The organism is Amycolatopsis sp. NPDC024027, from assembly GCF_040638975.1.
In the GTDB taxonomy this organism is placed as follows: Bacteria; Actinomycetota; Actinomycetes; order Mycobacteriales; family Pseudonocardiaceae; genus Amycolatopsis.
Genome location: NZ_JBEZYY010000002.1, coordinates 732596 through 752811, shown reverse-complemented (window position 1 = coordinate 752811; position 20216 = coordinate 732596). Strand labels below are relative to the sequence as shown.

Genomic DNA, 20216 nt, shown 5'->3' with positions numbered 1-20216 from the left:
TCAGACCGCCTTGATCGCGGCTTCGGAGGCGGACGGCGGGCGCCACCGCAGCAGCCTGCCCTCCAGCGTGCTGATCCCCCACTCGGCCAGCAGCGCGACGACGGTGATGATCAGCATCCCGGCGTACACGCCCGCGGTGTCGAACGTGCCCTGCGCGTTGGCGATCAAGAAGCCCATGCCGGCCTTCGCGCCGGTGTACTCGCCGACCACCGCGCCGATCAGCGCGAAGCCGAACGCCACGTGCAGCGACGACAGGATCCACGACGTCGCACTCGGCAGCACGATCGACTTCAGCACCTGGCCGCGGGTCGCACCGAGGATGCGGGCGTTGTCGATCAGGTTGCGGTCGACCTCGCGGGCACCGGTGAAGGCGTTGAAGAACACCGCGAAGAACACCAGCACGACGACGGTCGCGACCTTCGACGACAGCCCGAGCCCGAACCAGATGACGAACAGCGCGGCGAGCACGATGCGCGGCAACGCGTTGGCGGCCTTGATGAACGGCGCCAGCACCTGCGCCAGGTACGCGCTGCGGCCGAGGACCACGCCGAACACGACGCCGAAGATGGCACCGATGACGAAGCCGATCGCGGCCTCCTCGACGGTCACCAGGATCTGGTACCAGATCGAGCCGAAGTCGGTGCCGGCGCTGAACCACTCGACCAGCCGTTCCCAGATCTTCGACGGCTTCGAGTAGAAGAACGGGTCGATCCAGTACGTGGCGGTCAGCTCCCAGCTGCCCAGCCAGACGACGACGATCGCCAGGCGCAGCAGCCAGATGTTGCGCCTTCGCTTGGCCGTGGCCTGCTTCGCGCGGGCCAGGATGTCCTGCTCGGTCTCGAGGACCGGCAGTACCGTCTCCCGCCCACCCGACGGCGCCCCGGTCGAGGTCTCAAGCGACATTGCTCGCTCCCTTCTCACGGGCCTTGTCGACCTCGCTGCGCAGTGATTCCCAGATGTCGGCGTAGAGCTTGCGGAACTCCTCGGTGAGCCGCAGGTCCTCGACCTTGCGCGGCCGCTCCAGCGGGATTTCGAAGACGTCCTTCACGGTGGCGGGCGACGACGTCAGGACGACGACCTTGTCCGCCAGCGCGATGGCCTCGTCGAGGTCGTGCGTCACGAAGATCACCGCGGCACCCGAACCGGACCACAGCCGCAGCAGTTCGTCCTGCATCAGCGCCCGCGTCTGGACGTCGAGCGCGGAGAACGGCTCGTCCATCAGCAGGATCTTCGGCTTGGTGACGAGCGTCTGGGCCAGCGCGACGCGCTTGCGCATGCCGCCGGAGAGCTGGTGCGGGTAGTACTTCTCGAACCCGGCGAGCCCCACCCGGGCGATCCAGTCGACGGCCTGCGCGCGGGCCTCGGCCTTCGGCACGCCGCGGAACCGCGGGCCGGAAGCGACGTTCTCCAGCACCGAACGCCACGGCATCACCGCGTCGGTCTGGAACATGTAGCCGACCCCGTCCGGAATGGATTTCACGTCCTCGCCGTTCACCCGCACCCGGCCGGCGGACGGCGGCTGCAGGCCGGAGACCAGCGAGAGCGTCGTCGACTTGCCGCAGCCGGTGGGACCGACGACGGCGACGAACTCGCCGGGCTGGACGGTCATGGTCAGGTCGCGGACGGCCGTGTGCACGGACCCGGACCCGCTCGGGAACCGTTTGGTGGCTCCGGTGAGTTCGATCAGTGGGGGAACCATCGGGGGTGACTCCTTCGTCACGTGGTGGGGCTCACGTTGGGAAGGGACGTTAAGTACGGGTGTCGCCCGCGTGAAGCTTGTCGACGTTCTCCGCGCCGGCTGTGCGTTCTGAATGTTTTGCTCATTTAGCGCACGGGCTTGACCTGGGGGTATGTTCCCAGCCATGCCAAAGTGGGCGCTCTTCCCGCGGATGCGGTTCAGCAGGCAGGTGCTGCTGCTGCAGATCGGCGTGGTCGTCCTCGTCGTCGGGATCGGCGTCGCGCTGGTCAGCGTGCTCCTCTCCCGCACGCTCAACGAGCAGTACAGCGAGCGCGCGCTGGCCATCGCGAAGTCGGTGGCGGTCGATCCGGTCGTCATGGCCGACACGGCCGCGAAGATCCCCGGCGGCGCGCTCCAGGAACGCGCGCTGGCGGTGCGAAAGCGGACCGACGCGTTGTTCGTCGTGATCACCGACGACAACAGCATCCGGCTGGCGCACCCGACACCGACCGAGATCGGCAAGAGGGTCAGCACCCCGGCCGACCGGGCGCTCGCCGGCTTGGACGACGTCAACACCGTGGCGAGCGGCACGCTCGGCCTGTCCGTCCGCAGCAAGACACCGATCTGGACACCGGACCACCGGCGGGTGGTCGGCGAAGTGAGCGTTGGCTTCGAGATAGCCTACCCAACCGGCGATTTCAACCGCCTGCTGACCGTCACGCTGCTGTTCGCCGGGGGCGCGCTGCTGCTCGGCGCGGGCGCGTCGGCGCTGCTGAACCGGCGGCTGCGGCGCGTCACCCACGGTCTCGAGCCGCACGAACTCACCGAGCTGCTCTACGAACGCGAAGCCGTCCTGCACGGGATCGGCGAAGGCGTGCTCGCCTTGGACGAGAACAACCGCGTCTCGGTGCGCAACGACGAAGCCGAGCGCCTCCTCGGCACCGAACTCCCGATCGGCGCGGCGATGTCGGAACTCGAGCTCAGCCCCCGCCTGCACAAGGCCGTCGGCGAGGGCCGCCCGGTCGACAACCTGCTCGCGGTGGCCGGGAACCGGGTGCTGGTGATCAATTCGCGGGCCGTGCGCCTGGACGACCGGCCGATCGGCACCGTGCTCACCTTCCGCGACCGCACCGACCTCGACACGCTCACCCGGGAGCTCGACGGCATCCGCGCGCTGTCCGACGGCCTGCGCGCCCAGCGGCACGAGTTCGCCAACCGGCTGCACACGCTCTACGGGCTGCTCCAGCTCGGCCACCACACCGAAGCCGTCGAGTACCTGCAGACGCTGACGGACTCGTCTTCGGCGCGGCCGAGCGAGCTGGGCGACGCCGTCGCCGATCCGTACCTGCAGGCGCTGCTCGTCGCGAAAACCGAGCAGGCGCAGGAAAAGGGGCTCGTCCTCAAGCTCGCCGAAGACACCTGGGTGCCCACGACGGTGACCGACCCGATCGCCGCGAACACCGTGATCGGCAACCTCGTCGACAACGCCCTGCACGCCGCGCGGATGGGCCCGCGGCGGCCGGCGACCGTGGAGATCGGGCTGCTCGCCGAGGGCGGCACCCTGCACGTGTCCGTTGTGGACAGTGGCCCCGGCGTGCCGGCGGACCTGCGGCGGCGGTTGTTCGACGAAGGCGTCTCGACGAAGATCGCCCCCGGGCACGGCCTCGGCCTGGCGCTCGCCCGGCAGGCCGCCCGGGCCCGCGGCGGCGACGTCTGGCTGGCCGACCCCGGCGAAGGCGAGACCGGCGCCCTGTTCGTCGCCAAACTGCCCGGAACGCTGACGGAGGACGGATGATCCGCACGCTGATCGTCGACGACGACTTCCGGGTCGCCGGGGTGCACGCCGGCTTCGTCGAGGAGGTCGAGGGCTTCGCGGTGGTCGGCACCGCGCACACCGCCGCCGAGGCGCGCGCCCGCGTCCGGGAACTCGCACCGGACCTGATCCTGCTCGACGTCTACCTGCCCGACGAGTCCGGCCTCGCGGTGCTCCCGGAGCTGCAGACGGACACGATCGTGCTGTCCGCGGCGACCGACAGCGCGTCGGTGGCCGCGGCGATCCGGGCCGGCGCGCTGAACTACCTGATCAAGCCGTTCACCACCCGCCAGCTCGCGGAGCGGCTGACGTCGTACGCGCGTTTCCGCGGCCTGCTCGCCGAAGACCGGGCGCTGGCACAGGACGACGTCGACCGCGCGTACCGGGTGCTGCACGACCAGGACCGCACGACCGCGCCGAAGGGCCAGTCGACAGCGACGTCCCGGCTGGTCTCGGAGCAGCTGCGGCGCGCCGGGCGGCCGCTGTCGGCCGCGGAGGTCGCGGGCGAACTGGGCATGGCGCGGGCGACGGCGCAGCGGTACCTGACGGCGCTGGCGGAGTCCGGGACCGTCCAGATGCGGCTGCGCTACGGCGCCACCGGCCGCCCCGAGCACGAATACCGCTGGTCGGAGGCCTGACTCAGCGGCCGCCGTAGCGCCGCGCCATGCTCTCGGCGACGTCGACCCACGCCTGGATCGGGTTGCTCGCCGGCGGCGGGGTGGCCGACGAGGGCAGGTCGACCCGCGCCTCGGCTTCCTCATCCGGCACCGGCTTCTTCGGCTGCGGTTTCGCCTGCGCCTGCGCTGGTACCTGCTTCGGCGCCGGCTTCGCGGGCACCGGCACGTAGACGGTCTTCGGGGCGGGCGTGACGGCGGGCGGCGCCGGCGGAGTTTGGGCGACCGGCGGTTCCGGCGCGGGTGCCACGGCCACCGCCGGGCGCGCGTCGAGCTGAGCGACGTCACGTTCCGGCGCGAACAGGCCGCCGGTGAAGAGCCCGCCGCCCAGCCAGCCGGCCGCGACGAGCAGCACCGCGGCCCCGCCACCGAGCCACGTGCGGGCGCGGCGCCGGATCACCACCGACTTCGGGCGCAGGTCCTGGTCGCACACCGGCGGCCGGGTGTAGATCGGCTCCTCCGGCTGAGCCACCTCGCCGCCGGTGCGGCGGCGCCGGGGCAGGCTCGCCGCGACGATGCCGGTGCGATCCAGCAATTCCACCGCGGTGCGGTCGCTGGACGGACGGGTCGCACTGCGCGGTGCGGTGCGAAGCATCGGGGACCTCCGGGACGGGGCTGGCGGACCTCCAGCATTCTGGACCGTTTCGGACGGTTCTGTCAGAAACGCAACTCCATTGAGTGAAGGTCAGCTCTCCGATTGCTTGAGCCCGAGCCGGGCGAGTGCCGCCAGCGGTCGTTGGTACGCCGAGCCGAGCACGCGCGGAATGGCGTCGATCACGTAGGCGTCCGGTCCGATGAGGATCCGCGCCGACTTCCGCTCGATCCCGCGCAGGATCGTCTGCGCCGCCTTCTCCGGTGTGGTGCGGGCGATCCGCTCGAAGCCCCGCGCGGCCTTTTCCTGGTCGTCGGCGGCACTGCGGGAGTTGCGCACGATGTTGGTCTTGATCCCGCCCGGGTGCACGCAGCTCACCGCGACCGGGTGCCGGGCGATCAGCATTTCCTCGCGCAGCGCTTCGGTGAATCCGCGCACCGCGAACTTCGCCGCGTTGTAGGCGCTCTGCGTCGGCACGCCGACGAAGCCGAACACGCTGGAAATGTTGACGACGTGCCCGTCGCCGGACGCGATCAGGTGCGGCAGGAACGCCTTGGTGCCGTTCACGACACCGCCGAGGTTGATGCCCATCAGCCAGTCGTAGTCCTCGAACGTCATTTCCTCGACGGTCGCGCCGAGCGCCACGCCCGCGTTGTTCACGACGGCGTTGACCGCGCCGAACTCGTCGGCGACGTCTTCGGCGTGCGCGAGCACGGCGCCGCGGTCGGCGACGTCCAAGGTGTACGCGCGGGCGTTGTCGCCGGCGAGCTTGGCCGTCTCCTCGGCGTTCGCGGTGTTGACGTCGGAGAGCGCGACCCTGGCGCCCTTCCGCGCGAACTCCAGCGACAACGCCCGGCCGATGCCCGAGCCCGCTCCGGTGATCACCACGACCTTGTCCGCGAACTGCTTCATCGGCTCTCCCGCCGTCAGGTGTTACTCCCGAGTAGCGAATGTTAGCGGCTGTGAGCTTGCTGTGGGTGCGCTGATTGTGGCGGTCCGTCGTCCTATGGTGGTCTCGTCGACAGCACCGAGACGAGGAGGGACCGTGCGGCGACCAGCCGTCCTGCTCACCCTCGCCGCGATCATGCTGCTCGGCGTGACCTTCGTCGTGGTCGTCGCCGCCCGGCCGGCCCAGCCGGCGAGCGCGACGACACCGGAGCTCGCCACGGCCGAGGCGGCTCCGGCCGACGTGCCCGCGGTGTCGAGCCCCGCGGTCGGCGCGCTGTTCGCCGAGGGCGAGCACTACTGCACCGCCAGCGTCGTGCACAGCGAGCGCGGTGACGTGCTGCTGACCGCGGCCCACTGCATCCACAACGGCGAGGGCGGCGGCTACCTCACCGGCGTCACCTTCGCGCCCGGCTACCACGACGGGGTCGCGCCGTTCGGCTACTGGGCGGTGTCGGACGAGCTCGTCGCGCCGGGCTGGACGGCCTCGTCGGACCCGGACCTCGACGTCGGCTTCGCCACCGCGCACCAGGCGGGCACCGCGAAGTCCCTGGAGAGCCTGGTCGGCGCGAACCTGCTGGCCACCGGCACCGCGTTCGAGCAGGCCATCACGCTCACCGGCTACCCGGACGACTCCGAGGTGCCCGCGGTCTGCCGGAACACCACCGCCAAGCAGGACACCTACCAGCTGCGGGTGGACTGCGCGGGCTTCCCGACCGGCACCAGCGGCGGCCCGTGGGTCGCCGGGCAGAACCCGCAAACCCGGCTCGGCACGGTCATCGGCGTCATCGGCGGCTTCGAGTTCGGCGGCGACGACGCCGACACGTCGTACTCGAGCTACTTCGACACCGACGTCCTCGCGCTCTACCGGCAGACGACCGCTCGTACCTGAGGCGGCATGATGCGGGGCATGAGCGAGCCCGTCGACGTACCCATCACCGGAGAGCCGATCCGGCTCGGCCAGTTCCTCAAGCTGGCCGGCCTCGCCGAGGACGGCTCCCACGCCAAGGACCTGATCGACGCCGAAGAGGTCACGGTCAACGGCGAGGTCGAGACCCGCCGCGGCCGCCAGCTGACCGACGGCGACGTCGTGGCGGTGGGCCCCGACCGCGGCAAGGTGATCCTGGTCCGCTAACCGACGCTGGTCAGCGGCGGTAGGCCGAGCGACCGGGCGAGCGCGTCGAGTTCGCGGCGCACCGGCCCGGCCAGTGGCACACCCAGTGCCCGGCACTGCTCGAGGTGCTGGGCCTCCCGCCAGCCGGGGTAGCGGATCGGCGCGCCGCCGTCCCAGCCGAGCATGCTGCCGAACAGCGCGCTCGCCGCGCGGTAGAAGCCGTCGGCGCTGCGCAGCGTCGTCGGCGCGATGGCCAGCACCAGCAGGCCGGTGTCGTGCTCGTGGTCGGCGACGCCGGAGAGCACCCCGGCGAGGACCTCGACCAGCAGCGTCAGCCCGGCCGCTTCCGAGCCGGGGCGGTCCATGTCGAAGACGAACTCGGGGTACGCGCCGCCCGGCGCCGCCATGCCCAGCGGGTTCATCGGCTGGCCGGGCTCCCCGCCCGCGGCCAGCACCAGCCCGATCATGGCGTGCGGCAGCGCCCGCGCGGCGTGGTGCCCGGCCCGGCCGAACGGCCCGATGCCGCGCAGCGAGACGAGCCCGACGCCGAAGCGGCCGGCTCGCGTCACCGCCCGGTCCATCGCGTCGCCGACGGCCCAGAGGCCGAGCGCTCGGCGGTAGTCGATCAGCGCGGCGGCCCCGCGGTCGGCGATCATCAGCGGCTCGGCGTGCGGCACGACGAGCCCGTTCTTCAGCAGCGGCAGGTGCACGCGGGTCAGGTCGGCGACCCCGGTCTCCGGCGAGCCGGTGAGATCGCCGTGGCAAAGCGCTTCGGCGGCGATGCGGGCGCGCGCTTCGGGGAGACCGTGCGCGGCGAAGACGTGCGCCACGAGGGTGACCAGTTCGTCGGCCCGCACGCGGGGCCAGGCCTGTTCCGGGATCGGGGTTTCCGGGGCCTCTTCTTCGAGGATGCCGGGTTCGGGGCGGGCGGAGCGGAACGGGCGTGGTCTGAGGGGCACTTCCCCGACCTTGCCCAGCGGCGGTTCGGGCGTCAACGAAGCCGGGCCCGGCCTACCCGACCGTGTGATCGATGCCCGCGAAAAGCCGTACCCTGAGCGGCATGTGCCGAAACATCACCACCCTGCGGGGGCTCCAGCCGGCCGCGACGGGCGAGGAGATCGAGGCCGCGGCCCGCCAGTACGTCCGCAAGGTCACCGGCGTGCAGTCGCTGTCGGACGCCACGCGCGAGCCGTTCGAGGCGGCGGTCGCCGAAATCACCGAAATCACCACCCGGCTGCTGGAGCAGCTGCCCGAGCGCCGCCAGCCGCCGGCGACCGTGCCGCCGCTGCGCCGCCCCGAGGTCCAGGCGCGGATCGCCGCGAAGGCCTTGCGCCGGCCTTGAGTCAGCGCGCGGGCCGCGCGTAGCCCCGCTCGCCGGTGTGATCGACGCCGTCGTCCTTCGCCAGGCTGTAGAGGCGGATTTCGGTGCCGTCGGGGTCGTTGAAGCGGACCATCCAGCCGGTGGTGGCTTCGAACAGCGGGGGGTGTTCGACGCCGAGCTCGTCCAGCCGCGCGATCCACGCGTCGGCGGCCGCGCGGTCGGCGATCGAGAAGCAGACCGGGTCGAACCCGGCGAGCCCCGCGGCGGCCGCCTCCTGCACGCGCAACGCCACCGGCACGCCGTCGATCGTCCCGGCGACCCCGCGCACGACGCCGTCGGCGTCCGGGAACTCGTGGGTGACGTCGAGCCCCAGCACGCGCTCGTACCACGCGCGGCTGCGCGCCAGGTCGCGCACGGGGAACTTGACGTGGTGGAAGCCCTCGATCTTCGCGGTCATCTCCGCCCCTCTCGCCGCACCGACCTGGAGGGTAATCCCGGCGGCCGGGAATTGTCGGACCCCGTCGCTAGGCTGCCCGCATGGGCGGACAAGCTTTGGTTTTGGGTGGCGGCGGGGTCGCCGGAATCGCGTGGACGACGGGGCTGCTGGTGGGCTTGGCCGAACACGGCCAGGACCTGACGGGCGCGGACCTGCTCGTCGGGACGTCGGCGGGGTCGGTCGTGGCGGCGCAGGTGGCGAGCGGGCGGCCGCTGGCCGAGCTGTACGCGCGCCAGGCCGATCCGGCACACCAGACGCCGGAGATCCCGGCCGAAATCGACTTCGAGAAGTTCGCCGCCGACTTCGGCGGCGCGGTCACCGGCGCGACCGACCCGGCCGAGGTGCGGCGAGCGGTCGGGCGGCTGGCCCTGGCGGCCGAAACGGTGTCCGAGGCGGAGCGTCGCGCGGTGATCGAGGCGCGGCTGCCGGTGCACGACTGGCCGGCGCAGCGCCTCGTGATCGTCGGGGTGGACGCGGAGACCGGCGAGCCCCGCCGCTTCGACAGCGAGTCCGGCGTCTCGCTGGTCGACGCGGTGGCGGCGAGCTGCGCGGTCCCGGGCATCTGGCCGGCGGTGACCATCGACGGCCGCCGCTACGTCGACGGCGGCGTCCGCTCGGCCGAGAACGCCGACTACGCGACCGGATTCAAGCGCGTGACCGTGGTTTCGCCGCTGGGCGCGGACGCCCCGCTGCCGATGGAGAAGCCGCTGCTGGAGGTACTGGACGACCTGCGCGCGGCGGGTGCGGAGGTCACCCTGATCACGCCGGACGAGGCCTCGAAGGCAGCGGCCGGCGCGAACCCGCTGGACCCGGCCACCCGCACCCCGGCCGCCGAAGCGGGCCGCGCGCAGGGCGCGGCCCTCACTCTGACCTGGACCTGAGCGGCCGGGCCGGCACCAGCAGACCGGCGATGCCGAGCAGCAGGCCGCCGCCCGCGAGGGCGAAGATCCAAGGGCCCGGCAGCCGGACCTCCCGCGCGGTGTCGGTCGCCGGCTCGGCCTTGCCGGGCCGGTAGCGCACCTCGAAGCGGGTGCCCCGGACGTAGCCGGGACCGGTCCGGACGTGGGTGTGGCGGTCGTAGTTCGTGGGCGTCCGCACGTCCATGAGCCTGCCGTCGACGCGGGCGACGACCCGGTCCAGGGCCACCACCCGTTCCACGGTCGCCGGAGCCACGACCGAACCGGCCCGGTCCCGGAGCGTGGCCGCGAGGAAGATCAGGCCGCCGAAGGACACCAGCACGATCGCCAGGCAGGCCATCGAGAACGCCGTCACCGGCGGACCCGGGGCGTCGGCCGGCCAGCCGGGGCCGTCCGGATCCCATCGCGTCTTCACGGCGTGACGACGTCGGAGGCGCGGCCGGGGTTGCCCGGAACCGTCGGCTACCCTCGTGGGCAGGGGTAGCGTGTCCGAGCGGCCGAAGGAACATGTCTTGAAAACATGCGAGGGGGCAACCTCTCCGTGGGTTCGAATCCCACCGCTACCGCACTGAGCACCCGGGCGCGCCGAGCGCCCGGGTTCAGCTTTCCGGCTCCAGCAAGTGCGCCTGCACGCGTTCGAACGCGGCGGCGATCGTCGCTTGCTCCTCGGGGCTCAGCAGGTCGATGAGGTGCTCTCGCACGCCTTCGACGTGCGTCGGCGCCGCCTTCTCCAGCAGCGCCTCGCCCTCGTCGGTCAGCTCCGTGATCACGCCGCGCTTGTCCTCCGGGTCACGCGCCCGCCGGACCAGGCTCGCCTCCTCCAGCTTGGCCACCTGGTGCGAAAGCCGGCTCTTCGTCGAGCCCATCATGAAAGCCAGCTCCGACATCCGCATCCGGTGGTCGCGCTGCATCTGCAGGCAGACGAGCACTTCGTAATCGACCAGTGACACCTCGTGACACTCGGTCAGCTCGCGGTGCAGCCGCTGCCGCAACAGGAGGGTCGCCACGATGTAGGAGCGCCACGCCGCCATCTCGGCCTCGTTCAACCACCGCACAGCACGCTCCTCGGTCATAAGGCAGCGTAGAACGCTGATCAAGGAACCGCGCGGTCCGAGTCCGATTCGTCTGCCGGTGAAAATACCGTGGCAACATCGCCCGAAGGTGGGGTTACGAAAAGGTTGAGACTCGGCCGGGAAAGGCGCATTCTGCTTGTCGGCGGACGTTCGGCCAGGTAAGTGGCGCGGCGACGGTGACGTGCCGGCCCGGCTCCCCCGCCAGGAGAGGTCAGGTGGTTGTGTGACGGGTGAACCTCGCGGTTGACCGCCCGCTGCGTCCCCGCGACCGGAACGGACACCTACCGGTTCGGCCGCGACTGTGAACAGCCAAGAGCGGGCTTCCATGCGCATCACGCATACGGCGTCGGTCGGGCCTGGTTCCGGTCACGGTCTCGGAAGCCGTGACGACAGCGCCTGAACGCCGGCCCCGGAAGCGGCCAGCCGCTCGACCAAAGACATACCTCGGTACAAAGAGCCTGGGCACGGCAGTCAGCGCGACGGCCGTGCCCAGGCTCGTTACGATTCCCGGGTGAGATTCGACGACGACGCCGGCCTGGACACCTCCGAAGTCCAGGACCTGCGCGGAAGCGGTGGAGGCGGCGGCGGGATCGGCGGCCGCGTGGCGCTCGGCGGCGGTGGACTCGGCGTCGTCGGGCTGATCATCTACTTCGTGTTGTCCCAGCTCGGCGGGGTCAGCGCGCCGAGCGGGAGCGGTCTGGGCGGTGGCCTCGGCAGCGTCGGGTCCGGCCAGCAGGTCGACAACTCCAAGCTGTCCAGCGAGTGCAAGACGGGCGCGGACGCCAACAAGAACCACGACTGCGCCATCGTCGCGGTCGTCAACTCCGTCCAGGACTACTGGGCACAGCAGTTCGCGCGCTCCGGCTCGACCTACCAGAAGGCGCCGACGAAGTTCTTCAACGGCGGCGTGCGCACCGGCTGCGGCAGCGCCACCTCCGACACCGGCCCGTTCTACTGCCCGGCCGACTCCGACGTCTACATCGACCTCTCCTTCTTCGACGAGCTGAAGACCCGCTTCGGCGCGCAGGGCGGTCTCTTCACCGAGTCGTACGTGCTCGCCCACGAGTACGGCCACCACGTGCAGAACCTGCTCGGCACTTCGAAGAAGGGCACCGGCACCGGCCCGACGTCCGGTTCGGTCCGCCTGGAGCTGCAGGCGGACTGCTACGCCGGCGTTTGGGCCAACCACGCCTCGACGACGCCGACCGAGAGCGGCAAGCCGCTGATCACCGACGTCACCCAGGACGACGTCAACTCCGCGCTGGACACCGCGTCCCGCATCGGTGACGACTACATCCAGGAGAACCTCGGCGGCGGCCAGGTCGACCGCTCGAAGTTCACCCACGGCACGTCGGCGCAGCGCAAGAAGTGGTTCACCACCGGCTTCCAGACCGGCGAACCGGCCCGCTGCGACACCTTCGGCACGAACAACCTGGGCTAGTAGAAGAACGACGAAGGGGCCGCCCCGCAGCCGGGACGGCCCCTTCGGTCTTTCGTCAGGCAGTCAGCGCGTGCGGGTCGCCGGCCACGGCGCGGGCGGAGAAGTTCCGCTGCGCACCGCGTTCGGCGGCCTTCTGCCTGGCCGCCTTGGCCTTGCCCGGCTGGACGCCGTTGACGCTCTCGGTGCTCGTCGCGTAGACGCCGAGGGCCCAGGCGACGCCGTCGGCGTTGCGGTCCAGCGCGACCCGGTCGATGTTGCCCAGGTTGTCGCAGGCCTGGTGGTAGCACGGGTCGAACGCGATACCGGCCGTGCCGCCCCACTTCGCCGCCTGCGCCGGGGTCTTCAGCACCTCGGCGCCGGTGTCCAGGCCGCCGGCCGGGATGCCGACGGCGATGAACTCGCCGTAGTCCGAGCGGCCGGTGAAGTCGGTGCCTTCGAGGGACACGCCCCGCGCGGCCTGCATGAAGTCGACGAAGGTCTTCTCGATCTGCGCCGAGCCGTACGGGCCCGCGCCCGCGCCGACGCCGTCGGAGTTGTCCCCGTCGTAGGCGAAGTAGCCGGCGTTCGGCGAGCCGATCATGTCGAAGTTCAGGTACAGCGCGATGTCGAGCTGCTGCTCGAACGTCAGCTGGTCGACGTAGTAGGTCGAGCCGATCAGGCCGAACTCCTCCGCGCTCCAGAAGCCGAAGCGCACGCCGTTGTTGACCTTCGGGCTGCTCCCCAGCTGCAGCGCGGTCTCGAGCAGGGTCGCCGAGCCGGAACCGTTGTCGTTGATGCCCGGGCCGGCCGGGACGCTGTCGAGGTGCGACCCCAGCATCACGACGTTGTCCTTGCGGCCGGTCTTGGTCTCGGCGATGACGTTGTAGCTGGTCCGCGCCTCCTGGAAGGCCCGCAGTTCCAGCGTCACGTTCTGCCCGCCGAGCGTGGCCAGCTGCGCCCCCGCGGCCGCCGTCACGCCCCCGGTCGGGATCTTCGCGTTCTCCGGGCCCCCGAGCGTCCCGTTCAGGGCGCCGTCGGTGTTGTTGTAGACGATCGCGCCGATCGCGCCCGCGGCCGCGGCCGTCTGCTGCTTCTGCGCGAACGAGCAGCCGCCGCGCTTGATCAGCGCGATCTTGCCCGCGACGTCCGCGGTGTAGTCGGTGGCCTCGCAGCCGCTGGTGTCGTCGACGGCGATCACGGCGAGCGGCGCGGTGATGCCACCGACCGGCGTCGACGTCGTGTACTCCATGGCGATGACCGGGACGTTCGCGCCACCCGCGGTCAGCTTCTCGGCGAGGGTCTGCGAGTAGGTGAACGGGAACTCCTGGCGGGTGACCTGGAACCCGGCCGCCTCGAGCTTCGTCGCGATGTACTCGGCGGACTTCTTGTGGCCCTCGGTGCTCGCCGCCCGCGTGCCGCCGTTGGTGTCGGCGATGCGCTGGAGCGCGATCAGGTGCCGGTTGACGCCGTTGGCGTCGACCTTCTTGACAAGCTGCTTCGCCAGGGCCGGCCCGTCGGGAACGGTGTTCGCGGCGGCGGCCGGGGTCAGGCCGAGCACCAGCGTCGCGCCGGCGGCCAAGGCCAGCGGCGGGAGAAATTTCGTTCTAAAGGGTGACATGGTTGCTCACCTTTGTTCGATATGCGAAGTCCGTCAATGCGCCTTTCGGCGGGAACTTTGCCCCCGGTATACAGTCGACACATGTACGCGATCACCATCCGTGAACCAGGTGACCCGGACGTTCTCGAGTGGGCGGAGGTCGCGGATCCGCGTCCCGGCCCCGGCGAGGTGCTGCTGGATGTCGCGGCGAGCGCGGTGAACCGCGCGGATCTGCTGCAGCGCCAGGGCCACTACCCGCCGCCTCCCGGCGCGAGCGAAACCCTCGGCCTCGAGTGCTCCGGCACGATCGCGGAACTCGGCGAAGGCGTGACCGGCTGGAACGTCGGCGACGAGGTCTGCGCCCTGCTCTCCGGCGGCGGTTACGCGGAGAAGGCCGTCGTCCCGGCGGGGCAGCTGCTGCCGGTGCCGGGCGAGATCGACCTGCTCACCGCGGCCGCGTTGCCCGAGGTGGCCTGCACGGTGTGGGCGAACGTCGTGATGCACGCGAAGCTCACCGAAGGCGAGGTGCTGCTGGTCCACGGCGGCGCCGGCGGCATCGGTACGCACGCCATCCAGGTCGGCAAGGCGCTCGGCGCCACCGTCGCCGTCACCGCGGGCTCGCCGGAGCGGCTCGAAAGCTGCCGCCAGCTCGGCGCCGACCTCACGATCAACTACAAGGAACAGGACTTCGTCGAGGTTCTCAAGAAGGAAACGGGTGGCGCGAACGTCATCCTCGACAACATGGGCGCGTCCTACCTCGGCCGCAACGTCGACGCGCTGCAGCAGGACGGGCGGCTGGTCATCATCGGCATGCAGGGCGGGGTGAAGGGCGAGCTGAACGTCGGCACGCTGCTGGGAAAGCGGGCTTCGGTGTTCGCCGCGGGCCTGCGGTTCCGGCCGCTCGACCAGAAGGCGGCGATCGTCGGTGACGTCCGCGAGCGCCTGTGGCCGCTGGTCTCCGATGGTCTCGTCAAGCCGATCGTCGGCCAGGTCGTGCCCATGGCCGAAGCCGCGTCCGCGCACCGGATCCTCGAAGAGGGCAGCGTCTTCGGCAAGGTGCTGCTGGCGGCGAAGTCCTAGCCGCGTCAGCGCAGTTCGTCGAGCACCCGCACGAGCTGGTTGATCTCGAAGACGTTGGAGTAGTGGGCGAGCCCGATCCGCACGGCGCCGCCCACTTCTCCGACGCCGAGTGACGCGAAGACGCCGCTCGTGCCGTCGTCGGCGAAGGCGCACAAGCCCTGCGTTGCCAGGTACTCGGCGACCTCGGGCGACTTCTTGCCGGCGACGGCGAAGGCGAGCGCGGGGATCCGGCGCATGGCGTTGCCGATGACCATGATGTGCCGCAGCGACAGCAGTTCGGTGGACAGCTGCGCAAGCAGCCCGGCGTGGTAGGACTTCGCCGACCCGAGCGAGGTGACCAGGCGCTCGCGCCGCGAGCCGGTGGCGGCGTCGTCGAGGCCGGAGAGGTAGTCGATCGACGCGATCAGCCCGGCCAGCAGCGGGTAGGCGTGCGGGCCGAGCTCCAACCGGGCGGCGCCGCGGGCCATCGGGTCGAGCGAGGCCGACGGGATCCGCTCGATCAGCTCGGGGTCGCGGAAGACCAGCGCGCCCACCGACGGGCCGCCCCAGGCCTGCGCGGACACGACCATGACGTCGGCGCCGAGCGCGTTGATGTCGAGCGGCAGGAAGGGCGCGGCGTAGGTGGCGTCGACGACGACGAGCGCGCCGACCCGCTTGGCGAACTCGATGATCGTCGGCACGTCCGGCCGGGTGCCGACGGAACCGGACGCGAGCGTGACGGCGACGGCCTTGGTGCGCGCCGAGACGAGCTGCTCGTACTGCCACGCGGGCAGCTCGCAGGTCTCGATGTCGATCTCGCCCCAGCGGATGACGGCCCCGACCCGCTTGGCGGCGCGCTGCCACGGCGCGAGGTTCGCCTGCTCGTCGAGCCTCGAGACGACGAGTTCGTCGCCGATGGTCCAGCGCTCGGCGAGCGCGTCGACGAGCCGGCGCAGCATCACCGGCGCGCTCGGCCCGAGCACGACGGCGGCGGGGTCGGCCCCGACCAGGTCGGCCACGGCCCGGCGGGCCGCGGTCACGATGCTTTCCGCGCGTTGTGAGGCCGGAAACGCTCCGCCCGGCCCGGACACCGGGGCGCGCATCGCCGTGGAAACGGCCGATGCGACCTGTTCCGGGACCAGCATTCCGGCGGCGCCGTCGAAGTGAATCCAGCCGTCACCCAGCGCGGGAAAGAGCCCACGGATACGAGCGACGTCGAACGCCATGGGGACACCGTACGGACGTGCGGTTTCGCCGTGCGTCCGGGGTTGGGTGGAGAGCCACCGGGAACCCCCGGAGCCGCTACGCTCGGAGACGGACACCCCGTGGGTGTCGCGGAGCGTGTCGAACGCAAGCCAGGATGGAGCACATGACCGAGCCGAACTTCACAGCGGGTGACCCGGGCCAGGAATCTTCACCCCACGTGGTGGTCGTCGGACCGGACGGCACGCCGGTGGGCGCCACCCAGCTGCCCTCCCCCGACACCGGCGCCGAGCACCCCGAGTCGGTGGGTGACCTCGTCGAAGAGCCGGCGAAGGTGATGCGCATCGGCACGATGATCAAGCAGCTGCTGGAGGAGGTCCGGGCGGCCCCGCTCGACGACGCCTCCCGCACGCGGGTGCGCGAGATCCACCAGACGTCGATCCGCGAGCTGGAGAAGGCGCTGGCGCCGGAGCTGCAGGACGAGCTGGAGCGGCTGGTCCGCCCGTTCACCGACGACTCGACGCCGTCGGACGCGGAGCTGCGGATCGCCCAGGCCCAGCTGGTGGGCTGGCTGGAGGGGCTGTTCAGCGGCATCCAGACGGCCCTGTTCGCCCAGCAGATGGCCGCCCGGGTCCAGCTGGAGCAGATGCGGCGCGGGTTGCCGGCGGGCCCTTCGGGCGCGGTCGGCCACGGGCACGAGCACGGACCGGGCATCTCGGGAACAGGCCAGTACCTCTGACGGCCGGGGTTGTCCACAGACCGGAGGGCCTGTGGACAACCTCTGTGGACAACTAGAGATTCCGGAAGAACCCGCGGAGGTCGCCGATCAGGGCGTCCGGTTCCTCCAGCCCCGGGAAGTGACCACCCCGGGAAAACTCCGTCCAATGAACGATCTTGTCCGTTCGTTCCGCCAGGGTCCGGATCGGCCGGCCGATGTCCCCGGGGAAGACCGCCACGCCCGTCGGGACCGTGTTCACCGGGGCCGGCGCTCCCCACCCGCCCGTCTGGGCGGCGTACAGCCGGGCGGAGGAATTCGCCGTCTCCGTGAACCAGTAGATCGACACGTCGGTCAGGAGGTCGTCCCGGTCGATCAGGTCTTCCGTGGTGTTCGAGAACGACCGGAACTTCTCCGCGATCCAGGCCAGCTGGCCGACCGGGGAGTCATGCAGCCCGTACGCCAGCGTCTGGGGCTTCGTCGCCTGGAGCAACGCGTAGGCGGTGCCCTCGCGAGAGAACTTCGTCCCCTTCTCCAGCGAGCGCCTTCCCTTCTCCAGCTCGAGCCCCTCCAACCCCTCGAGGTCGGCTTCGCCGCGGACGACCGCCGACGCCAGCATCGTCACGTGGATGCCCACCAGCCGCTCGGGGAATTGGGTCGCCAGTTCGCGTGAGATCGTGGCGCCCCAGTCGCTGCCGTGGGCACCGAACCGGGGGTAGCCGAGGCGGGTCATCAGTTCCGCGAACGCCCGGGCGACCCGGGCCGGTCCCCAGTCCGGCGACGTCGGCGGGCCCGAGAAGCCGTAGCCCGGGATCGACGGCACCACCACCGTCAGCGCGTCCGCCGGGGCGCCGCCGTACGCGCGGGGGTCCGTCAGCGGCCCGATGACGTCCAGGAACTCGACGATCGAACCCGGCCAGCCGTGCGCCAGCAGTACCGCCGGCGCCGCGGGTTCCGGCGAAATCACGTGCAGGAAGTGCACGTTCGTCCCGTCGATCGTGGTGGTGAACTGCGGGAAGCCGTTGATGCGCTCTTCCTGCGCCCGCCAGTCGAAGCCCGTGCGCCAGTGGTCGGCCAGCTCACGGACGTGGCCGACGGGCACCCCGAGCCGCCAGCCGACGTCGGCGGGCTGGTCGGGCCAGCGGGTGTTCGCCAGCCGCGCACGGAGGTCGTCGAGGGCGGCCTGCGGAACGTCGACGCGGAACGGCGTGATCTCGGAAGTCATGTCTGAACACTAGAAGCCATCGAGGACAGATCCGGTCCTCGATCGCTTCTACCCGGACAACTCGGCTCAGCCGAGGATTCGCCTCGACCAGCGACGCCGGAACGACTCCGGCTGCGGTTCGCTCGAAGCGCCGTCGGAAGTCCGACGCGCTACGGGGGCGTACACCGTCTTCGCGATCTCGCTCTTGGCCCTCCGCAGGTGCGCGAGGGTCTCCGCCGGGTAGCCACCGGCCGTGGGGCGGTCCGGCACCTGGGTGAGATCCTCCAGCACCGTCCAGTTCGAGCCGAGCGCAGCCAGTGAGCGGTGCTTCGTCGCGTAATAGTCGGGGTTGATGGAGACCGCCACCCCGGATGCGCCGGCCGCGGCCGCCAGCATGTGGATGTGGAAGCGGGTGGAAATCCACGTCTGACGGGGGTTGGCCGGCAGGCCGTGCGCCCAGATGTGGGAAAACGGGTAGAACCGGGCACCGGGCAGCTCGCGCTCCAGCAAGGCGAACACCTCGCGGTCGACGCGGGGCACCCCTTCGACGACCCCGACGCGCTCCGGCGGCACCTTCCAGGCGCGCAGCATGGACAGCACCGCGCCCGCCAGCTTGCCGATGCCGACCTCGACGAGGTCGGACTGGAGGCACAGCATGACCTCCGGCTGGTCCTCGTCCGCCTCGAAGCGGTGCGGGCCGATGTCCAGGAACGCGTCGTCGATCCCGGGCTGCACGTCGACGAGGGCCGCCGACGCTTCGTCGCGGACCTCCACGACGTCGAAGTGGTCCAGCAGGCTCAGCAGCAGGGGCGTGACGTCCTCGCAGGCCGGCACGAGACCGTGCCCGGTCATCGCGGCGCGGCCACCGGACCGTTCCACCGCCGCGGCGGCGCCGGCGAGCAGGCCGAGCTGCTTCGGCCACAGCTTGTTGATGTAGCCGCCGCCGACGACGTGCACGACGTCGGCGGTCGCGAGCAGCTCGATCCCGCTGTGCAGGCGAGGCATCATGCCGGGGTTGTGCACCGCTTCGCGCACCCAGGCGGCCACCTGCCACGGCTCTTCCGACGGCGCCTCCCAGCACAACCGCCACAGCGTGTCGGTGAACTTCGCCCGGGGGTGGATGCCGTCCAGCAGGACCGCCGCGGGCCCGGGAGAATGCGTGTCCACCCAGACGTCGGCCTCGGGAGCCATCGCGGCCAGCTCACCGAGCCAGCTCGCCGCGATGAGCTCGTCGCCGTAATTGGGGTGCCCCACCGGAGCCACCAGGTAGTAGAGAGCACGCTGGGCCGACTTCGTCGACGAATTCTCACCGGGAGCGACCGCCATGCGGCGAATCGTACGGTGTGACGGACTGTAATCCAGGTCACCTTCGCGGCCCCCGCGAGCACGGGTTGCGGGCGGGGTGGCCAGGCCGGTGACGGACCCATCGGTACCCTCGTCTTCGTGCATGCCACCAGCACGGTTCAGGCCGCAGACTCACCCGTGACGACTTCGGCATCCCCGACGTCGGACAGCAAGACGTTCTCGCGTGCCTTCGCCGACATCAAGTCCGGATTCAGTGCCCGCGAGCTCTGGGGTCACCTGGGCTGGCAGGACATCAAGCAGAGATACCGCCGCTCGGTGATCGGGCCCTTCTGGATCACCATCAGCCAGGCCGTCCTCGCGCTCGGGCTCGGGCTGCTGTACTCCCAGCTGTTCAAGCTGCCCGTCGAGGTGTTCCTGCCCTACATCTCCACCGGCTTCATCATCTGGGGCTTCATCAGCGGCTGCCTGTCCGAGGGCATGGAGACGTTCATCGCGAACGAGGGGCTGATCAAGCAGCTCCCGGCGCCACTGAGCGTGTACATGCTGCGCACGGTGTGGCGGCAGACGCTGATGCTGGCCCACAACCTGATCGTCTACGTGGCCGTGCTGGCGATCTTCTTCAGCGCGCTCAGCAACAAGTACTCGCTGCTGGGCAACGGGTCGTGCGTCCAGGGCCACATCTGCCACCCGGGCCTCAGCTGGAACATCCTGCTGGCCATCCCCGGTTTCGTGCTGCTGGCGCTCAACGCCGCCTGGGTGACGCTGCTGTTCGGCATCATCTCGACCCGCTTCCGCGACATCCCGCAGGTCGTCAACTCGCTGATCCAGCTGCTCTTCTACGGCACGCCGATCGTCTGGCCGGTGGACCAGCTGATGACCGGCGGCACCCGCGAGGGCGCCTCCTGGATCCTGCCGGTCGTCAAGCTCAACCCGCTCTACCACTTCATGCAGGTGGTCCGCGCGCCGCTGCTGGGGCAGGAGTTCTCCCCGGGGAACTGGATCGTGGTCGGCTCCATCACCGTCGTCGGTTGGGCTCTCGCGCTGGTCGCGATGCGCAACTACCGTGCCCGCGTCTCCTACTGGGTGTGAC

At 70.9% G+C, this 20216-nt stretch carries 22 protein-coding genes and 1 tRNA gene; 11 read left to right on the top strand and 12 right to left on the bottom strand.

Going from position 1 to position 20216, the window contains the following annotated elements; all coding sequences use genetic code 11:
* Both AB0F52_RS08475 and AB0F52_RS08470 read right to left on the bottom strand, forming a co-directional pair.
* Entirely contained in the window at nucleotides 1-903 is a 903-nt protein-coding gene (locus AB0F52_RS08475; protein WP_360166221.1) for an ABC transporter permease, read from the bottom strand.
* Nucleotides 893-1699 carry an ABC transporter ATP-binding protein gene (locus AB0F52_RS08470; RefSeq protein WP_285987722.1) on the bottom strand — a complete coding sequence of 269 codons (807 nt, stop codon included), beginning with the start codon at nucleotides 1697-1699 and terminating at the stop codon, nucleotides 893-895. Before AB0F52_RS08470 ends, AB0F52_RS08475 begins: the two co-directional genes overlap by 11 nt.
* A 190-nt stretch (nucleotides 1700-1889) precedes the next feature.
* Between AB0F52_RS08470 and AB0F52_RS08465 the strand changes: the two genes are divergently transcribed.
* Together AB0F52_RS08465 and AB0F52_RS08460 are read left to right on the top strand one after the other, a co-directional pair.
* On the top strand, nucleotides 1890-3473 hold the full coding sequence (locus AB0F52_RS08465) for a sensor histidine kinase (RefSeq protein ID WP_360166656.1): 1584 nt from the start codon (nucleotides 1890-1892) through the stop codon (nucleotides 3471-3473).
* Entirely contained in the window at nucleotides 3470-4129 is a 660-nt protein-coding gene (locus AB0F52_RS08460) for a response regulator (protein ID WP_086846232.1), read from the top strand. The genes AB0F52_RS08465 and AB0F52_RS08460 overlap by 4 nt, the downstream gene beginning before the upstream one ends.
* A gap of 1 nt (nucleotide 4130) precedes the next feature.
* Here AB0F52_RS08460 and AB0F52_RS08455 read toward each other — a convergent pair whose 3' ends face one another.
* Together AB0F52_RS08455 and AB0F52_RS08450 are read right to left on the bottom strand one after the other, a co-directional pair.
* Nucleotides 4131-4706 carry a hypothetical protein gene (locus AB0F52_RS08455; RefSeq protein WP_360166216.1) on the bottom strand — a complete coding sequence of 192 codons (576 nt, stop codon included), beginning with the start codon at nucleotides 4704-4706 and terminating at the stop codon, nucleotides 4131-4133.
* Between the two features lie 144 nt (nucleotides 4707-4850).
* Nucleotides 4851-5669, bottom strand: a complete 819-nt coding sequence (locus AB0F52_RS08450; protein WP_360166213.1) for an SDR family NAD(P)-dependent oxidoreductase — start codon at nucleotides 5667-5669, stop codon at nucleotides 4851-4853.
* A 172-nt stretch (nucleotides 5670-5841) separates the two neighbouring features.
* Between AB0F52_RS08450 and AB0F52_RS08445 the strand changes: the two genes are divergently transcribed.
* The gene (locus tag AB0F52_RS08445) at nucleotides 5842-6594 is read left to right on the top strand and encodes a serine protease (RefSeq protein ID WP_360166653.1); all 753 of its coding nucleotides are present in this window, start codon (nucleotides 5842-5844) and stop codon (nucleotides 6592-6594) included.
* 18 nt (nucleotides 6595-6612) lie between these two features.
* Nucleotides 6613-6837: an RNA-binding S4 domain-containing protein gene (locus AB0F52_RS08440; RefSeq protein WP_013222201.1), complete on the top strand. Its 225-nt coding sequence runs from the start codon at nucleotides 6613-6615 to the stop codon at nucleotides 6835-6837.
* On the opposite strand, the gene AB0F52_RS08435 is transcribed toward AB0F52_RS08440, so the two are convergent.
* On the bottom strand, nucleotides 6834-7775 hold the full coding sequence (locus tag AB0F52_RS08435; RefSeq protein WP_360166208.1) for an Ldh family oxidoreductase: 942 nt from the start codon (nucleotides 7773-7775) through the stop codon (nucleotides 6834-6836). The two genes, AB0F52_RS08440 and AB0F52_RS08435, sit on opposite strands and share 4 nt — an antisense overlap.
* Before the next feature lie 101 nt (nucleotides 7776-7876).
* On the opposite strand from AB0F52_RS08435, the gene AB0F52_RS08430 reads away from it, so the two are divergent.
* Nucleotides 7877-8158, top strand: a complete 282-nt coding sequence (locus AB0F52_RS08430; RefSeq protein WP_360166205.1) for a DUF2277 domain-containing protein — start codon at nucleotides 7877-7879, stop codon at nucleotides 8156-8158.
* A 1-nt stretch (nucleotide 8159) separates the two neighbouring features.
* Here AB0F52_RS08430 and AB0F52_RS08425 read toward each other — a convergent pair whose 3' ends face one another.
* Nucleotides 8160-8594, bottom strand: coding sequence for a VOC family protein (locus AB0F52_RS08425; RefSeq protein WP_360166202.1), 435 nt, complete (start codon nucleotides 8592-8594; stop codon nucleotides 8160-8162).
* An 80-nt stretch (nucleotides 8595-8674) separates the two neighbouring features.
* Between AB0F52_RS08425 and AB0F52_RS08420 the strand changes: the two genes are divergently transcribed.
* A complete protein-coding gene (locus tag AB0F52_RS08420) occupies nucleotides 8675-9514 on the top strand; it encodes a patatin-like phospholipase family protein (RefSeq protein WP_360166199.1) in 840 nt (279 codons plus the stop codon).
* On the opposite strand, the gene AB0F52_RS08415 is transcribed toward AB0F52_RS08420, so the two are convergent.
* The gene (locus tag AB0F52_RS08415) at nucleotides 9495-9965 is read right to left on the bottom strand and encodes a hypothetical protein (protein ID WP_360166196.1); all 471 of its coding nucleotides are present in this window, start codon (nucleotides 9963-9965) and stop codon (nucleotides 9495-9497) included. The genes AB0F52_RS08420 and AB0F52_RS08415 overlap by 20 nt on opposite strands.
* 64 nt (nucleotides 9966-10029) lie before the next feature.
* On the opposite strand from AB0F52_RS08415, the gene AB0F52_RS08410 reads away from it, so the two are divergent.
* A tRNA-Ser gene (locus AB0F52_RS08410) sits at nucleotides 10030-10116 on the top strand.
* Between the two features lie 33 nt (nucleotides 10117-10149).
* Here AB0F52_RS08410 and AB0F52_RS08405 read toward each other — a convergent pair.
* Complete coding sequence (locus AB0F52_RS08405; RefSeq protein ID WP_199191580.1) at nucleotides 10150-10623, bottom strand: MarR family transcriptional regulator; 474 nt, start codon at nucleotides 10621-10623, stop codon at nucleotides 10150-10152.
* Between the two features lie 511 nt (nucleotides 10624-11134).
* Between AB0F52_RS08405 and AB0F52_RS08400 the strand changes: the two genes are divergently transcribed.
* Nucleotides 11135-12064 (top strand): neutral zinc metallopeptidase, encoded by a 930-nt coding sequence (locus AB0F52_RS08400; protein WP_360166192.1) that lies wholly within the window; start codon nucleotides 11135-11137, stop codon nucleotides 12062-12064.
* A gap of 55 nt (nucleotides 12065-12119) precedes the next feature.
* Here the strand turns inward: AB0F52_RS08400 and AB0F52_RS08395 are convergent, their stop codons facing one another.
* A complete protein-coding gene (locus AB0F52_RS08395) occupies nucleotides 12120-13661 on the bottom strand; it encodes a M28 family metallopeptidase (RefSeq protein WP_360166189.1) in 1542 nt (513 codons plus the stop codon).
* A gap of 81 nt (nucleotides 13662-13742) precedes the next feature.
* Here AB0F52_RS08395 and AB0F52_RS08390 point away from each other — a divergent pair, with 81 nt between their 5' ends.
* Nucleotides 13743-14720, top strand: coding sequence for an NAD(P)H-quinone oxidoreductase (locus AB0F52_RS08390; RefSeq protein WP_360166186.1), 978 nt, complete (start codon nucleotides 13743-13745; stop codon nucleotides 14718-14720).
* 5 nt (nucleotides 14721-14725) lie between these two features.
* Here the strand turns inward: AB0F52_RS08390 and AB0F52_RS08385 are convergent, their stop codons facing one another.
* A complete protein-coding gene (locus AB0F52_RS08385) occupies nucleotides 14726-15925 on the bottom strand; it encodes a cysteine desulfurase-like protein (RefSeq protein ID WP_360166183.1) in 1200 nt (399 codons plus the stop codon).
* A gap of 134 nt (nucleotides 15926-16059) precedes the next feature.
* Between AB0F52_RS08385 and AB0F52_RS08380 the strand changes: the two genes are divergently transcribed.
* Nucleotides 16060-16641, top strand: a complete 582-nt coding sequence (locus AB0F52_RS08380) for a bacterial proteasome activator family protein (RefSeq protein WP_360166180.1) — start codon at nucleotides 16060-16062, stop codon at nucleotides 16639-16641.
* 52 nt (nucleotides 16642-16693) lie between these two features.
* On the opposite strand, the gene AB0F52_RS08375 is transcribed toward AB0F52_RS08380, so the two are convergent.
* Both AB0F52_RS08375 and AB0F52_RS08370 read right to left on the bottom strand, forming a co-directional pair.
* Nucleotides 16694-17842 carry an epoxide hydrolase family protein gene (locus AB0F52_RS08375; RefSeq protein WP_360166177.1) on the bottom strand — a complete coding sequence of 383 codons (1149 nt, stop codon included), beginning with the start codon at nucleotides 17840-17842 and terminating at the stop codon, nucleotides 16694-16696.
* Between the two features lie 66 nt (nucleotides 17843-17908).
* Nucleotides 17909-19147 carry a polysaccharide pyruvyl transferase family protein gene (locus AB0F52_RS08370; RefSeq protein WP_360166174.1) on the bottom strand — a complete coding sequence of 413 codons (1239 nt, stop codon included), beginning with the start codon at nucleotides 19145-19147 and terminating at the stop codon, nucleotides 17909-17911.
* 117 nt (nucleotides 19148-19264) lie between these two features.
* Between AB0F52_RS08370 and AB0F52_RS08365 the strand changes: the two genes are divergently transcribed.
* Nucleotides 19265-20215: an ABC transporter permease gene (locus tag AB0F52_RS08365; protein WP_360166171.1), complete on the top strand. Its 951-nt coding sequence runs from the start codon at nucleotides 19265-19267 to the stop codon at nucleotides 20213-20215.
* Nucleotide 20216: the final 1 nt, after the last annotated feature.

Coding starts and splice junctions, on each gene's coding strand:
- AB0F52_RS08475 (WP_360166221.1), bottom strand. CDS start 903: ATGTCGCTTGAGACCTCGACCGGGGCGCCGTCGGGTGGGCGGGAGACG.
- AB0F52_RS08470 (WP_285987722.1), bottom strand. CDS start 1,699: ATGGTTCCCCCACTGATCGAACTCACCGGAGCCACCAAACGGTTCCCG.
- AB0F52_RS08465 (WP_360166656.1), top strand. CDS start 1,890: ATGCGGTTCAGCAGGCAGGTGCTGCTGCTGCAGATCGGCGTGGTCGTC.
- AB0F52_RS08460 (WP_086846232.1), top strand. CDS start 3,470: ATGATCCGCACGCTGATCGTCGACGACGACTTCCGGGTCGCCGGGGTG.
- AB0F52_RS08450 (WP_360166213.1), bottom strand. CDS start 5,669: ATGAAGCAGTTCGCGGACAAGGTCGTGGTGATCACCGGAGCGGGCTCG.
- AB0F52_RS08445 (WP_360166653.1), top strand. CDS start 5,842: ATGCTGCTCGGCGTGACCTTCGTCGTGGTCGTCGCCGCCCGGCCGGCC.
- AB0F52_RS08440 (WP_013222201.1), top strand. CDS start 6,613: ATGAGCGAGCCCGTCGACGTACCCATCACCGGAGAGCCGATCCGGCTC.
- AB0F52_RS08430 (WP_360166205.1), top strand. CDS start 7,877: ATGTGCCGAAACATCACCACCCTGCGGGGGCTCCAGCCGGCCGCGACG.
- AB0F52_RS08425 (WP_360166202.1), bottom strand. CDS start 8,594: ATGACCGCGAAGATCGAGGGCTTCCACCACGTCAAGTTCCCCGTGCGC.
- AB0F52_RS08420 (WP_360166199.1), top strand. CDS start 8,675: ATGGGCGGACAAGCTTTGGTTTTGGGTGGCGGCGGGGTCGCCGGAATC.
- AB0F52_RS08405 (WP_199191580.1), bottom strand. CDS start 10,623: ATGACCGAGGAGCGTGCTGTGCGGTGGTTGAACGAGGCCGAGATGGCG.
- AB0F52_RS08395 (WP_360166189.1), bottom strand. CDS start 13,661: ATGTCACCCTTTAGAACGAAATTTCTCCCGCCGCTGGCCTTGGCCGCC.
- AB0F52_RS08390 (WP_360166186.1), top strand. CDS start 13,743: ATGTACGCGATCACCATCCGTGAACCAGGTGACCCGGACGTTCTCGAG.
- AB0F52_RS08385 (WP_360166183.1), bottom strand. CDS start 15,925: ATGGCGTTCGACGTCGCTCGTATCCGTGGGCTCTTTCCCGCGCTGGGT.
- AB0F52_RS08380 (WP_360166180.1), top strand. CDS start 16,060: ATGGAGCACATGACCGAGCCGAACTTCACAGCGGGTGACCCGGGCCAG.
- AB0F52_RS08375 (WP_360166177.1), bottom strand. CDS start 17,842: ATGACTTCCGAGATCACGCCGTTCCGCGTCGACGTTCCGCAGGCCGCC.
- AB0F52_RS08370 (WP_360166174.1), bottom strand. CDS start 19,147: ATGGCGGTCGCTCCCGGTGAGAATTCGTCGACGAAGTCGGCCCAGCGT.